The 13,969-nt window shown below is 44.5% G+C and carries 13 protein-coding genes; 2 read left to right on the top strand and 11 right to left on the bottom strand.

Annotation, left to right across the window (positions count from 1 at the left end; translation table 11 throughout):
* Nucleotides 1–7 precede the first annotated feature (7 nt).
* The 11 genes from F895_RS06920 to F895_RS06870 form a co-directional block, all read right to left on the bottom strand.
* Nucleotides 8–1,468 carry a right-handed parallel beta-helix repeat-containing protein gene (locus tag F895_RS06920; RefSeq protein WP_005242227.1) on the bottom strand — a complete coding sequence of 487 codons (1,461 nt, stop codon included), beginning with the start codon at nucleotides 1,466–1,468 and terminating at the stop codon, nucleotides 8–10.
* 20 nt (nucleotides 1,469–1,488) lie between these two features.
* Nucleotides 1,489–2,322 (bottom strand): type I 3-dehydroquinate dehydratase, encoded by an 834-nt coding sequence (aroD, locus tag F895_RS06915; RefSeq protein ID WP_171057888.1) that lies wholly within the window; start codon nucleotides 2,320–2,322, stop codon nucleotides 1,489–1,491.
* A 280-nt stretch (nucleotides 2,323–2,602) separates the two neighbouring features.
* Entirely contained in the window at nucleotides 2,603–3,232 is a 630-nt protein-coding gene (pcaG, locus tag F895_RS06910; RefSeq protein WP_005242238.1) for a protocatechuate 3,4-dioxygenase subunit alpha, read from the bottom strand.
* Between the two features lie 12 nt (nucleotides 3,233–3,244).
* Entirely contained in the window at nucleotides 3,245–3,970 is a 726-nt protein-coding gene (pcaH, locus tag F895_RS06905; protein WP_005242240.1) for a protocatechuate 3,4-dioxygenase subunit beta, read from the bottom strand.
* 10 nt (nucleotides 3,971–3,980) lie between these two features.
* The gene (gene pcaC, locus F895_RS06900; RefSeq protein ID WP_005242241.1) at nucleotides 3,981–4,394 is read right to left on the bottom strand and encodes a 4-carboxymuconolactone decarboxylase; all 414 of its coding nucleotides are present in this window, start codon (nucleotides 4,392–4,394) and stop codon (nucleotides 3,981–3,983) included.
* Between the two features lie 32 nt (nucleotides 4,395–4,426).
* Nucleotides 4,427–5,779, bottom strand: coding sequence for a 4-hydroxybenzoate transporter PcaK (locus F895_RS06895; RefSeq protein ID WP_005242242.1), 1,353 nt, complete (start codon nucleotides 5,777–5,779; stop codon nucleotides 4,427–4,429).
* Between the two features lie 41 nt (nucleotides 5,780–5,820).
* Nucleotides 5,821–6,606 (bottom strand): 3-oxoadipate enol-lactonase, encoded by a 786-nt coding sequence (gene pcaD / locus F895_RS06890; protein WP_005242243.1) that lies wholly within the window; start codon nucleotides 6,604–6,606, stop codon nucleotides 5,821–5,823.
* A gap of 4 nt (nucleotides 6,607–6,610) precedes the next feature.
* A complete protein-coding gene (gene pcaB / locus F895_RS06885; RefSeq protein ID WP_005242244.1) occupies nucleotides 6,611–7,960 on the bottom strand; it encodes a 3-carboxy-cis,cis-muconate cycloisomerase in 1,350 nt (449 codons plus the stop codon).
* An 8-nt stretch (nucleotides 7,961–7,968) separates the two neighbouring features.
* On the bottom strand, nucleotides 7,969–9,177 hold the full coding sequence (gene pcaF / locus F895_RS06880; RefSeq protein ID WP_005242245.1) for a 3-oxoadipyl-CoA thiolase: 1,209 nt from the start codon (nucleotides 9,175–9,177) through the stop codon (nucleotides 7,969–7,971).
* A gap of 100 nt (nucleotides 9,178–9,277) precedes the next feature.
* Entirely contained in the window at nucleotides 9,278–9,925 is a 648-nt protein-coding gene (locus F895_RS06875) for a 3-oxoacid CoA-transferase subunit B (protein WP_005242246.1), read from the bottom strand.
* Nucleotides 9,922–10,611 (bottom strand): 3-oxoacid CoA-transferase subunit A, encoded by a 690-nt coding sequence (locus tag F895_RS06870; RefSeq protein WP_005242247.1) that lies wholly within the window; start codon nucleotides 10,609–10,611, stop codon nucleotides 9,922–9,924. Before F895_RS06870 ends, F895_RS06875 begins: the two co-directional genes overlap by 4 nt.
* A 250-nt stretch (nucleotides 10,612–10,861) precedes the next feature.
* Here F895_RS06870 and pcaU point away from each other — a divergent pair, with 250 nt between their 5' ends.
* A complete protein-coding gene (pcaU, locus tag F895_RS06865) occupies nucleotides 10,862–11,686 on the top strand; it encodes an IclR family transcriptional regulator PcaU (protein WP_005242248.1) in 825 nt (274 codons plus the stop codon).
* 584 nt (nucleotides 11,687–12,270) lie between these two features.
* Nucleotides 12,271–13,956, top strand: a complete 1,686-nt coding sequence (aspT, locus tag F895_RS06860; protein WP_005242249.1) for an aspartate-alanine antiporter — start codon at nucleotides 12,271–12,273, stop codon at nucleotides 13,954–13,956.
* Nucleotides 13,957–13,969: the final 13 nt, after the last annotated feature.

A 13,969-nucleotide genomic window follows, 5' to 3' on the forward strand; every position in this document is an offset into this window, starting at 1 on the left:
TTGCCGTTTATTTCAGTTTTACAGCTGAACTGAGTTCAGATGTTGCACCTACACGGTCAGTGATCGTTGCTGTCACTGAAGCCACTTGGGTTGTTGGTTTCCAAGTCAGCGTTGCGGTTCCTTGTGCATTGGTTGCAGCAACCGCTGAACCTAAATAAAGCTCTGCTTCATTTGAATTTACTGATGTGTTGCCAAAAAACTCGACCTGATAACGCTGGTTCGGCTGGCCTTTGACTTCGACTGCAATTTGTCCTTTGGACAAGCTTAGTTTCGGTGCCTGAATATTCTGGTTCGGTTGAGCATTACAGCCTTGCTCATCTGGTTTGTTGCAGGTTTTTTGCAAGTTGGCAGGATCAATCTTGACCCCATGACCACGTGAACCGACGAAATGTGCATGCTCTAATCCTGGAACGTCAAAGATAATCGCGCCAACACGTTGATTCGATACGCAACTTCCACCCGCCTCACAACGTTTAATGTCTTTGCCATTATTCCAGATTAAGTTTTTGGTCAGGGTAATGTGTGCATTGGCATCTTTTTCAGAACGGATCGCGATTCCCACCCGATTGCCATGTACTTTATTGCTGTCAAAAATGTTGCCATCACCCGTCAGGTTAAAACCGTTGGAGTTATTGGTCAGCTCGTTATAAGCAATATAGTTGCGTTTGCCCCAGTTGATCTGTAGGCCATCCGAATAGTTTTCAAATTTATTGCCGACGACTGCATTGTCATTGCCCCACAAAATTTCAATCCCTTGTGATGGTTCAGGATTTGCGGCTGTTGATATAAACTGGTTATTGGCAACCAAGTTAAATGCTGCACCACGGGTCAGTTCAAGCCCGTCACCATTGTCCTGAAAATAGTTGTTCAATACTTTGTTGTTATTGGTGGTGGTCGCGGTTGGATTACCCTTGCCATCATCTCCTGTCAACATCACCCCTGCGCCACCATAGTTATGCATGATACGGTTATTTTGAATCAGGTTATTGCTGGCACGGTTCAATAAAATTCCGATACAGAAATGACGGATTTCCAAACCTTGGATGGTGACCCCATTGATATCGCGTAATACGATGCCCGGCAAAGTCGTCGTCCGAACATTGGTCCCGAATTGTCCTTCGACTGCACCTGGGCAGGCTTCGACCCCTGTACCTTTAATATAATTTGATCCATCGACTGCAATAAACTCCCCTGTTTTTGCCCATTGCGTTCCGATAATTTTTACTGGTACTTTGATCTCAGGTAATGGGCTATTCACCTTAATGGCATAAGGGGCTTTGCCGACTGCCTGAATCAGAATCTCGCTGCTTTCTGTCGGCTTGCTGTTGGCTTGTTGAATTGCCCAGCGTAAAGAACCTTGATCCGCATCATCCTGATAACGATCAACAATATACGTTTGTGCTGCTGCCCAACCCGAAACAGCCATCGCGATGGCTAAAGTACTTAAACGTACATAAGTTGCTTTCATGTCTACAAATCCTTTTTGAATTATTGTGTTGGTTGAACCGTTTTTAAAAACTGTTTTAGTGGAGTCACGTCAATCTGCCCCGGTGCAGATGCTTCGCCAATCATGCCAAAGCTAAAGCTACCGCCCATATTGGCCGTCGCGATGCGGGAAATGGTGCCGAGTTTCCCCATCGACATGGTGAGCAATGGCTTTTTAGATTGCTGACTCACTTTTAAAGTCGCATTCATGAGGGTAAATACATCCTGTTTGCTTTGCGGCATCACTGCAATTTTAAGAATATCGGCACCTAACTCATCCTGCTTGAGTAAGCGCTGGATGATTTCGGCCTCAGGTGGTGTTTTTTGAAAATCATGATTGGACATCACAATCAGCACTTTTTTTGCATGCGCCAATTTGACGGTATTCTTCACAACTTGCTGATCACGGAACATTTCCACATCAAGAATGTCCATAAATGGCTGCTGTAAATACGCTTGATAGGTCTTGCCATAATCTGCATCGCTAATGGTTAGCTGTCCGCCTTCGTTATGAGTACGAATCGTGGCAATCATCGGCTTAGCGCCCAGAATCTGTTTTAGCTCTTGCCCCAAGGCAATCACTTGCTTGCTATCATTGGCAAAATTGAGTAAATCAATCCGAAACTCCGCGAGATCAGCATCTGGATTCGCGGCAATCACTTTTGCCTGAGCAATTGCCTGCTCTTTGGTTTTGGCTGTGATTGGCACAATAGTTTTGACAGGCAGCTTTGCCAGTTCAGATAATTCAACCTGCTTTGGCAGATTGTCTTGAGCTTGTATTGTTTGAACCGTAAATAAAGGGCTAGCAAGCAGCATCACCGCTGCCAGTGTTTTCATATCCATGAATATTTTCCTTAGTCAAAATTATTGTGTTGTTACGCTGCGGCGTCTTGCTAAGTTCTCATCCAATTTTCGGATAAGCTTTCAGCTGGACTTACTTTGGTTTCGCCCAAAGTAAGCAAAAGCATTGTCATCCCGTAAGGTTCACTTCTGATACCACATTCGTAGCATAGCTACTCGTCTTGCGCTCAGACAAAGCGTTGCTTTGTTTATCTTCGCTCAGGTTGCAGATGACATTCCCGAGTAGCTAATTTCTACATACGTTTCTTTAATTTATTTAAATATCAAAAAACACGGTTTCATCATCACCCTGAATACGAATATCAAAGCGATACACCACTTCACCCTCCACTTCACTGCGTTTAGCGATCAGCGTTTGGCGACGTACAGCCCACTCAATACTGTTTAAAACAGGATCATTGGCATTTGCGTCCACTTCATCTTCAAAATAAACACGAGTGTGTAAGCCAATATTGATGCCGCGCGCAAAAACGGCGACTGCGATATGCGGTGCCTGAATTGAGCCTTTACGCCCAGCAACAGCGCCCGGTTTTACTGTATTAAAGCGCCAGAAACCTGTTTCAAAATTGGCACCTGTACGGCCCCAACCCTGAAAATGTGGATCGGCTGTTTTGCCTTGGGTATCGGCCTGACTTGGATAAACCCCATTGGCATCTGCCTGCCAGATTTCCAGTAACACATCTCGTAATGGCAAACCCAGCCCGTCAAACACCTGACCTTCCAGACGAATACGTTGTCCTTGAGTTTGCTCATTCACCAACTGGTGATTAAAGTTATGCTCAAATACTTCAATATTGGCTTGTTGCGGTAATAAACCGATATGCACATAAGGACCACCTGTTTGTGATGGGGTTTCCTTTAATTCCTGAAAATTCCATGCATTCATCGTATGTCTCCCTTAAGTCAAATCATTTTCAAAATAAGTCGCACGACGACCACGAAGATGAATATCAAAGCGGTAACAACGACTATCTGCTTCGATGAAGTTGTTTTTATCTTCCAGTGCAATCAAGGCACGACGCTGATCTTCCGACGGAATGGTTTTTAAAATCGGACAAGTATCAATCAGCGTAGCGCCTTCAAAATAGAACTGTGAAATTAGGCGCTGCGCCCAACCATCTGCAATCAGGGAGAAATGAATATGCGCGGGACGCCATTCATTAATCCGGTTGCGCCACGGATAAGGGCCAGGTTTGATGGTACGGAAAATATAAAAACCATTTTCATCAGTTAAAGTACGACCACAGCCCCCAAAGTTAGGGTCCATCGCTCCAATAAATTTGTCATTTGGATGACGATAACGGCCTGATGCATTGGCCTGCCACACTTCTAATAAGGCATTTTTCACAGGACGACCGAACTGATCACGCACATAACCATGCACAATAATCCGTTCACCAACAGGCAGGCCTTCTTTGGCATAGTTCAGGATCAGGTCATTATCTTTAGGACCAAAAATACTCGGTGAAAAATGTGGTGAAGTGACTTCAGTCAAGGTTTCATTAATTGAGATCAAGGCATTCTTTGGCGAGCGTAATACACTGGTCTTATAACCGGGTGTATATGCTGGCGGATGATCATCGGTATTACGTTGTGGGTATGCCCCTAATGTATGCTTTAACATGCCTGTCTCCTTAATCCTGTGGTTGTGCTGCAATAGGCTGCACGTCGATGCCAAGTTCTTTAAAGACGTCTTCGGCCATATGCATGGCTGCATTTGCTGCGGGCAAACCCGCATATAAAGCACTATGCAAAATCAGTTCTTTTAGTTCGTCCTTGGTGACACCATTGTTGAAGCAAGCACGTAAATGCATTCTGAGCTCATCTTCTCGCCCTAATGCCAATAAAATGGCAATCGTGACCAAACTACGGGTATGACGCGGTAAGCCTTCACGTGACCACACTTCGCCCCACGCAAAACGACTAATAAAGTTCTGGAAATCCTGATTGAAATCATTGAGGTTGGCTAAAGAGCGGCCGACATGTGTTTTACCCAACACTTCGGTACGGACTTTTAGTCCTTGTTGATAACGTTGTTCATCATTCATGGATGTTGCTCCTCATCTTGAAAATATGAGCCTTAGGTTGCATCGGTATGAGCAACGAGAGATTTAACAAAAATTGCGATGGCCGCTGCCGTAGCAGGAATCATCAGCAAGCTGAGAATGGCGGTAAAAGACCAGTCATTGCCCAATAGCACTGCACCAATCCATGCACCAAATACGGCACCGAAACGGCCAATCCCTGTCATCCATGCCACACCTGTTGCACGGCATTGGGTTGGATAGAAACGGGCACTTAAGGCTGGCATAGACGATTGCGCACCATTAATGGCAATGCCTGCACAGAGCACTAAGATCGCCAATAAAGTTGGATTACTGAGGCTTTGCCCAACCGCAATTGCAAACAGACCAGCGAGAAAATAGAAACCTGAAATAATGCGGTTTGGATTGAAACGATCCATTGCCCAGCCAATGAATAAGGCACTGAGTACCCCACCAAACTGGAATAAGCCACCAATAAATGCTGCACGCTCCATGGTTGCACCTGTTTCACGCATCAAAGTTGGTAACCAACTGGTGAGCAGGTAAACCACGACTAAACCCATGAAATAAGTAGCCCACAATAAAACCGTACCTTTGGCATATTGTTGGGAGAACAGCATGCCAAATACATTTTTCTTTTCTGCCACAGCAGATTGTTCTTCTGGGATATGAAAGCTTTCGGCTGCTTGTGCTTTCTCAGACGCAATATGATTTAAAATTTTGCGAATTTTTGCTGAATCTCGACCTTTGATAATCAGAAAACGATAAGATTCAGGTAAAAATAAAATCACCAGAACCATGAGAATCAATGGTGTCCAGCCACCCAATAAAAATAAGCTGTGCCATCCAAATGCTGGAATCAGCCAGCTACTGATAAAGCCCCCTGTTGCCATACCGAGGTTATAGCCACAGAACATACAGGTCACCATTAACGAACGTACCCGTGTTGGACAATATTCAGAGAACAAGGTGGCTGCATTTGGCATCGCTGCCCCGAGACCGATCCCCGTTAAAAAACGTAAGACCACCAATTGATTCAGGTTTTCAGCATAAGCAGATGCCAAGGTAAAACCACCAAAAATCAACATTGCAACAGTTAAAACAATCTTGCGCCCAAAACGATCAGCGGTTGGACCTGACACCAGTGCTCCAATAATCATGCCACCGAGTGCTGCACTCATCACCGGTCCAAGCTGAGAACGGTCAATGCCCCAGTCCTGAGTTAATGCTGGTGCAATAAAGCCCATTGCCGCAGTATCGATTCCATCGACAAATACAATGAGAAAACAAATGATTGCGATCATCCACTGATATTTACTTATCGGTGCATTATCAATTAATGCCTGTGCATCTATACTATTTTTTGATACAGCAAATTCCTGTGCCATAGTTGCCTCCTTGTAAGCGAATTCCTTGCTAACCCTGATGGTTATATGTTTTGAATAAACTTGGACAGTGCCTGATTAAACACTTGGGGTTGTTCGATATTGGATAAATGCGACGCCGCCAAGATCTCAAGCTGACTGCTTGCAATGAGTTGGTGCATAAACTCTGCATCTTGAACCGTTGTGACAGGATCGTACTGTCCTGCAATAATTAACGTTGGAATCTGAATCTGGCCAAGTTGCTCCCGAACATCTGCATCAGCTAAAGCACGACATGCATTGGCATAACCTTGTGCAGGTGTCAGCGCAAGACTCTGAATGGTCTTTTGTGCCAAAACATCATGCGCATAATCAAAATGTTCACTAAACCAACGTGTATGCGTGGTCTTTACAATTTCAGCCAAACCGTTTTGTTCAACACTCTCTGCACGGCTATTCCAAGCTTCGGCAGTACCAATTTTTGCAGCTGAATTTGCCACGCTAATACTTTGAAAACGTTCGGGATGTTGAATGGCTAAAGCCAATGCAGTAATCCCGCCCATTGAAATGCCACAGAAATGAACTTTTTCAATGGCTAGGGCATCTAGAATATCGACCACATCTTCAGCCAGATTTTGCAGGGTGCTATTGACAATGACTGCACTCGCGCCATGCCCACGTGTGTCATAGCGAATAATTTGATAATGTTCAGCCAATGCGGCAACTTGCGCCTGCCACATACCGTGGTCAGTTCCCAAAGAGTTGGAGAACATAATGATTGGTACATCTTTTAAACCTTCGACCTGAACAGCTAGAGGATGTCCTTGACGATTATTGATATGCGTGATCATGCACTTACTCTCCTTGTGCTGCGTGTAGTACGGCATCAATTTGCGCCTGAATATTGCCGAGGTAAGTTGCGGGCTGGAACAGCTCATCCAAAGCCTGATTATTAAAATGAGCGTTGACTTCATCCATCGCTGACAAAATGACTTTTAAATGCTGCTGTTGGGCAATCGCTTGCTGACAGGCCTGTTCAACCAGATGATGCGCATGTAAACGTCCAAGCTTTGGTGCCAGTGCCATCATCACCGCTTCGGCCATGATCAAACCTTGTGTGCATTCTAGATTGCGTTGCATCGCATCTGGATTGACTTGCATATGTTCAATCACATCACAACTACGTTCTAAAGCACCTGCACATAACTGGAAAATTTCTGGGATTGCTAACCATTCTGCATGCCAAGCCCCCAAAGCACGTTCATGTTCTTGCACCATGCTTTGATACATACTTGCCATTAAGGCAGGCACACGATTAGCTGCGGCAAGAATTGAGGCTGCTGCTACAGGATTACGCTTATGCGGCATGGTCGATGAACCACCTCGCCCTTTTGCTGCTGGCTCGAAGACTTCTGCGATTTCGGTTTGCATCAGCAATGACCAGTCTTTTGCCATTTTGCCGACATTTCCAACGATCAAAGCAAGCGTACTGGCAAGCTCAACCATACGGTCACGTTCACCATGCCAAGTGCATTCAGGAGCAGTTAAATCGAGTTGTGCAGCAAAAGCTTGAACTACCGCTGAACCTTGATCTTGTAGCGAGGCCAATGAACCTACTGCACCACCGAGTTGTGCAGTCAATACGCGAGGTTTCATTGCTTGCAGACGATCAAGATCACGTTTCAAGGCTGCTGCCCATCGGGCAAATTTATGTCCCAAAGTAATCGGCAAAGCTTGCTGTAACCAAGTCCGTCCAATCATGACCTGATGGCGGTATTGTTGGGCTTGCTTTAAGCTCACTTGATACGCCTGTTGCAATTGCTGTTCAATCAATGCCAAGGCATCACGGCACTGTAAAATCGTTGCCGTATCAATCATGTCTTGACTGGTCGCACCCCAATGTACATAGCGCGAAGCATCTTCATCTTGCTGTTTCACCAAAGCGGTGAATTGCTTGACCAATGGAATCGCAATGTTACCTGCCAGTCCTGTTGCTGTAGCCAATGCATCCATATCGATTTGCGTTACGGCATTGTGTCCAACCTGCTCAACCATCGTTGCCGCTGAAGCGGGAATGACATCGACCTGCGCCTGAGCTTTGGCTAAAGCCACTTCGGCTTGAATCATATAACTCAATAAAGCTTGATCACTAAAAATGGCAGTGACTTCAGGCTGATAAAATAAACTGGCGTATAACTGGCTCATGGCAAACCTCACTCAACACGTTGAATAATCAAGGCAATACCCTGACCGACACCAATACACATCGAACACACGGCGTACTGACCTTTGATCTGTTCAAGCTGATTCAACGCGGTGGTGACTAGACGTGCACCAGAAGCACCCAACGGATGACCCAAAGCAATCGCACCACCATTCGGATTAATTCGTGCATCATCATCACTCAAGCCTAAATCACGAGTCACTGCTAAAGCTTGTGCTGCAAAAGCTTCGTTAAGTTCAATCACGTCCATTTGTTCTAGAGTGAGATTGGCCTGTTTCAGTAATTTCTTGATGGCAGGTGCAGGTGCAAAGCCCATAATCCTTGGCTCAACACCAACGGTTGTAGCAGTAATGATTTTGGCACGGGGTTTGAGCTGGTATTTTTCCACCGCTTCATCTGAAGCAATCAATAAGGCAGCAGCACCGTCATTAATCCCAGAGGCATTACCCGCTGTGACGGTTCCTTCGGCTTTAACCACACCCTTGAGTTTGGTTAAGGCTTCTAACGTGGTTGATGCACGTGGATGCTCATCTGCATCTACCACAATCGCATCACCCTTACGCTGTGGAATCGTCACAGGCACAATTTCATTGCTGAAGAAGCCTTTGGCTTGCGCCGTTGCAGTACGTTGTTGGCTGTTAAGCGCAAACTGATCTTGATCGGCACGATTGATGTTGAACTGTTCCGCCACGTTTTCAGCCGTTTGCGGCATGCTATCGACACCATACATGCCTTTGAGTTTTGGATTGATAAAACGCCAGCCCATAGTGGTGTCTTCAATTTTTTGGCTACGTCCAAAAGCACTGTCGGATTTGCCCATCACATAGGGCGCACGGCTCATGCTTTCCACACCGCCTGCAATGATTAAATCCGCTTCATTGGCTTTAATGGCACGGGCAGCCATCGCAATCGCATCTAATGATGAACCACATAAACGGTTCACTGTGGTGGCGGGTACTTGATAAGGCAAACCTGCTAATAACGCTGACATACGTCCCACATTACGGTTGTCTTCACCTGCCTGATTGGCACAGCCATAGATCACATCATCGACGTGTTGCCAATCGACACTTGGGTTACGTTGCATCAGAGCCTGAATTGGAATCGCTCCCAAGTCGTCAGCACGTACTGGGGCTAATCCACCCGCATAACGACCGAATGGGGTACGAATAGCATCGATGATATAAGCGTTTTTCATTTTAAATATTTTCCTTTATCTAAAATCCCTCCCAACCTCCCTTTAATAAAGGGAGGAGTTCCCCTCTTTAAAAAGAGGGGTTAGGGGAGATTTATTATCCTTACGTCGCATCAATCAACTGGGCACCCGTCAATGCCTGTAACTCTTCAAAGCTCAAACCATCCACTTTCTCAATCACTTTTAAACCGTCTGTAGTCACATCAATCACACACAGATCGGTATAAATACGATCGACACATTTCAATCCCGTTGCTGGATATGAAAGAGTTTCAACAATCTTGGGTTCACCTTGTTTGGTGTTGTGATCGGTGGTGATAAATACTTTCTTGGCACCCACTGCTAAATCCATGGCACCACCCACCGCAGGAATCGCATCTGCTGCACCGGTATGCCAGTTGGCGAGATCACCATTGGCTGCCACTTGGAAAGCACCTAGTACCGCAATATCCAGATGTCCGCCACGCATCATGGCAAAGGAATCACCATGATGAAAAAAGCTTCCGCCCTTCAGCATGGTCACATATTCCTTACCTGCATTGATCAACTCAGGGTCTTCTTCACCTTTGGCAGGCGGTGGCCCAAATGCCAGCAAGCCATTTTCAGAATGCAGGAATACATCTTTATCCGCAGGAAGATAATTGGAAATCTTGGTTGGTAGGCCAATACCGAGATTGACATAAGCGCCATCAGGAATGTCTTGTGCCACACGTTCAGCAATCTGGTCACGGCTTAGTTTTTGATAGCTCATTGTTCTGCTCCTGTGCCAATCGTCGGATCAACAGCGACCACATGCTGTACAAAAATCCCCGGGGTAATGATATGTTCAGGATCAAGCTGACCGAGTTCGACCAATTCAGACACTTGAGCAATGGTGACATCCGCCGCCATCGCCATGATCGGGCCAAAGTTACGTGCAGATTTGTTGTAGACCAGATTGCCCCAACGGTCGCCCTGATGGGCTTTAATCAAGGCAAAATCAGCTTTGATCGGATACTCAAGCACATAGTCTTTACCGTCGATATGACGGGTTTCTTTGCCTTCCGCCAAGAGGGTTCCAAAACCTGTTGGGGTAAACACAGCACCGAGTCCCATACCTGCCGCTTGAATACGGCACGCCAGATTGCCTTGCGGCACCAGTTCCAGTTCAATCTTGCCAGCACGATACAGCTCATCGAATACCCAAGAGTCAGACTGACGTGGGAAGGAACAGATGATTTTGCGTACTGCACCTGTTTTAAGCAGTTTGGCCAAGCCATAATCACCATTACCAGCATTGTTATTGACGATGACCAAGTCCTTGATGCCAAGTTCGATTAATCCATCAATCAATTCAGCGGGTTGTCCTGCGGTGCCAAAGCCGCCAATCATGATGGTGGCGCCATCCTTGATCTGTGACAGTGCCTCGGTGAATGAGGTGCTACTCTTATCAATCATCTGACTACTTCCTGTACGATGTATCACTCGTATTTTCATCCTGAAAACCGATGAAATTAAGTCGAGTGCTTTGTTCGGATTTCTTCTATTTATTCTTGATAAATTCGGCGCTCACTTCTAGGCTTAGAAGTGCATTTTGTTCGATGATTAATTTTTATGTTCGATGATCGAACATTATCCAAGTAAATTGGTTATCTTTCGCTTAGAATGTTTTTGATAGAAAAACCGTTTTAGCAAGGATGTCTAAATTATGGAAAATGATCAGGAAAAGAATCCGCGTTTGATTCATCATACCGAAAACAAAAAAATGATTCGGCACGAGGATTTTATTGCAGGTATTGCAAAAGGTCTCAGCATTTTGGAATGCTTTGGACCTGATCGCCACCGTCTCAACATGAGTACCGCAGCAGAAAAAACAGGCATGACGCGTGCCGCTGCGCGACGGCATTTACTGACGCTAGAATACTTAGGCTATTTGGATTTTGATGGGCACTACTATTATTTATCGCCCAAGATCCTTAAATTCTCTGGGGCTTATTTAGATGGCTCCCCGCTTCCTAAAATCTGTCAGCCTTTATTAAACCTTTTAACCAATCAAACTTCGCTGATTTATTCGGTGATGGTTTTAGATGGTTATGAAGCAATTACCATTGCCCGTAGCGCCGCTCATCAACAAACCGATCGGGTCAATCCTTATGGTTTACATTTAGGCAATCGACTTCCTGCCCATGCGACTTCCGCTGGAAAGATTCTACTGGCACATTTAACCCCTGAAGCACAAAAACGATGGTTAGCAAAATATCCCTTAAAACGTCTCACCAAATATACTCATACCGAGAGTGAGGCTTTTTTAGCCTTACTACATGAAATCAAAGAGCAAGATTGGTGCTATTCCTGTGAAGAACATGAATTAGGCGTGCATGCGGTCGCAGTGCCAATTTACGACTCTAATGCGACCGTCGTTGCTGCCTTAAATATCGTTTCTCCCACCATGCGTACCACCAAAGATTATTTAATTACTCACATCTTGCCCTTATTACAGGAAACGGCGCGTGATCTACGCCAAGTGATTTAACTCACAATCAAAATATTAAGGCAAAAAAAAGCCACATCTGGAAATGTGGCGAAAGGTGTATTGCGACAACAATTGTGTCGGTATGTTTAAGTTAATCACCTTTGCTTAAATGAACATTAATTTTCTGATGATTGTGCTGTTTTATTATTCAGTTATTTCAAAATCCCGAATACTGCTTCATTAAAATAAATAATATTTAAGTGAAATTTTAATTCCCATAGTTTATGAGTTAGATCTAAACGTTTATATTTGATGACAAATATGAAAATTAAATGTTATGAGGATTTAATATTTTTTCTTTAATGTGATATTTATCTCACACTTTATACTTTACGACCCTAAATGTTATGTTTTGTATGTAAAAATTACATATTGTAATTAACACCACAATGTTTAAATTTTCTACCAAATTTCTTCTTAAAGTATTCAAATAAAAAATTGATATATAAATAATTTTTTAAAAAAATAAAGCTAAAAACCAGCTCATTTGTATTAGCGTGAGAAGCATAGTATTTTAAAAAAACATTAAAAATAAATAACTTTAAACCTAAAGATATATCGAATAATAACAGTGAGATCAAATAATGATTGAATGGTTACAAGGCGAATTAAAACATAGTCCAGAGATATTACTGTTCTTGTCTTTGGCAATCGGTTTCTGGATCGGTCAGTTTCAATTCGGAAAATTTCAGTTCGGTGGTGTAGCAGGCTCTCTACTTGTTGCAGTGGTACTCAGCCTCATCGGTGTCCCAGTCGACAACGGCGTCAAGGCCATTTTATTTGCCTTGTTCATTTATGCCGTTGGTTTTGAAAGCGGTCCCCAGTTCTTTAAATCATTAGGCCCTCAATCAATCAAGGAGATCTTGTTAGCCGTATTCATGGCAGTGAGTGGTTTGATTACCGTGTTGGTGTTGGCGAAACTGTTCCACCTCGATAAAGGTTTAGCCGCAGGACTCGCTGCAGGTGGCATGACCCAATCTGCAATTATCGGTACTGCAGGTGATGCGATTTCCCGTCTCGACCTCCCCTTAGCTGAGATTCAAAAGCTGCAAGCCAATGTCGCAATCGGCTATGCCGTGACTTATATTTTCGGTTCATTGGGTGCCATTATTGTCTGCGTGAATATCCTGCCTAAATTTATGGGCAAAGAAATTCATGATGATGCGTTGAAAGCCCAGTCAGAACGGCTCAAAGGTGCTTTTGAATTATCCCCAGGTCAAGAACTGGCGATGCCTGAAATTGTTGGCCGTATTTATAAAGTTAAACAAGCCAGTGGGCAAACTGTGGCAGAGCTGGAAGCAAAACAAGCCAGCATCACCATTGAACGGTTAAAACGTAAAGATCAACTGATTGATGTAGCACCAGAACTGACTTTACAAACCGATGACGTGATATTGCTGGTCGGCCGTCGTGCCAGTGTGGTGGCTGTTTCAGATCAAATTGGTACTGAGTTACAGTCTTCACAAGGCATGGAAATGATTATGGATACCACCGATGTAATCCTGAGAAATTCCAAATATATCAATCGTAGTTTAGGCGATATTAAGACCAATACCCCTGACACTTTAAAACATGGGATTTACGTACTGGCAATTAAACGTAATGATGAAACCCAAACGTTGAGTGATGATACCGTGCTGCAACAAGGCGATGTCATTACTGTTTATGGCACCAAAAGTGATCTTGATCGTTTAGTCAAAGAAGCAGGCACGGCCTTGCCAGAAAGCTTAAAAACCGACTGGATTTTTCACGGTGCAGGCCTTGTGGTTGGCTTACTGATTGGTCTGTTTGTGATTCGTATTGGCGATGTCCCTTTAACACTGGGTGCAGGTGGCGGTGCATTGCTCTCAGGGCTTCTATTTGGTTGGCTACGCAGCCGTAATCAGGTTCATGGCAATATGCCTTTAGCTGCTTCGCAACTGCTTAAAGATTTAGGGCTTGCAGGTTTTGTCGCTGCTGTAGGCTTGCAATCTGGTCTACAAGCCATTCAAACCATTAAAGATAGTGGTCTGTCCCTATTTATGATTGGCGTCGTGGTTACCTTAGTTCCACTGATTCTTTCCATGCTTTTCGCCCGTTATGTGCTGCGTTATGACAATGTTGCGGTTATGGCAGGTGCCTTATCAGGTTCGCGAAGTGCCAACCCTGCCTTTGGTGCGATTTTAGATAAAGCTGGAAATTCCATTCCCACGGTTCCATTCGCCATTACTTATGCACTGGCAAACGTATTCTTGACTTTGCTAGGCCCCCTCATCGTCGGCCTTGCCTAAAGATGATTTGTAT

Origin of the sequence: Acinetobacter sp. CIP 64.2, assembly GCF_000369645.1 — a bacterium.
In the GTDB taxonomy this organism is placed as follows: Bacteria; Pseudomonadota; Gammaproteobacteria; order Pseudomonadales; family Moraxellaceae; genus Acinetobacter.

Bases quoted from the DNA above. Each gene is read 5' to 3' on its own strand.
- F895_RS06920 (WP_005242227.1), bottom strand. From the start codon at position 1,468: ATGAAAGCAACTTATGTACGTTTAAGTACTTTAGCCATCGCGATGGCT.
- aroD (WP_171057888.1), bottom strand. From the start codon at position 2,322: ATGAAAACACTGGCAGCGGTGATGCTGCTTGCTAGCCCTTTATTTACG.
- pcaG (WP_005242238.1), bottom strand. From the start codon at position 3,232: ATGAATGCATGGAATTTTCAGGAATTAAAGGAAACCCCATCACAAACA.
- pcaH (WP_005242240.1), bottom strand. From the start codon at position 3,970: ATGTTAAAGCATACATTAGGGGCATACCCACAACGTAATACCGATGAT.
- pcaC (WP_005242241.1), bottom strand. From the start codon at position 4,394: ATGAATGATGAACAACGTTATCAACAAGGACTAAAAGTCCGTACCGAA.
- F895_RS06895 (WP_005242242.1), bottom strand. From the start codon at position 5,779: ATGGCACAGGAATTTGCTGTATCAAAAAATAGTATAGATGCACAGGCA.
- pcaD (WP_005242243.1), bottom strand. From the start codon at position 6,606: ATGATCACGCATATCAATAATCGTCAAGGACATCCTCTAGCTGTTCAG.
- pcaB (WP_005242244.1), bottom strand. From the start codon at position 7,960: ATGAGCCAGTTATACGCCAGTTTATTTTATCAGCCTGAAGTCACTGCC.
- pcaF (WP_005242245.1), bottom strand. From the start codon at position 9,177: ATGAAAAACGCTTATATCATCGATGCTATTCGTACCCCATTCGGTCGT.
- F895_RS06875 (WP_005242246.1), bottom strand. From the start codon at position 9,925: ATGAGCTATCAAAAACTAAGCCGTGACCAGATTGCTGAACGTGTGGCA.
- F895_RS06870 (WP_005242247.1), bottom strand. From the start codon at position 10,611: ATGATTGATAAGAGTAGCACCTCATTCACCGAGGCACTGTCACAGATC.
- pcaU (WP_005242248.1), top strand. From the start codon at position 10,862: ATGGAAAATGATCAGGAAAAGAATCCGCGTTTGATTCATCATACCGAA.
- aspT (WP_005242249.1), top strand. From the start codon at position 12,271: ATGATTGAATGGTTACAAGGCGAATTAAAACATAGTCCAGAGATATTA.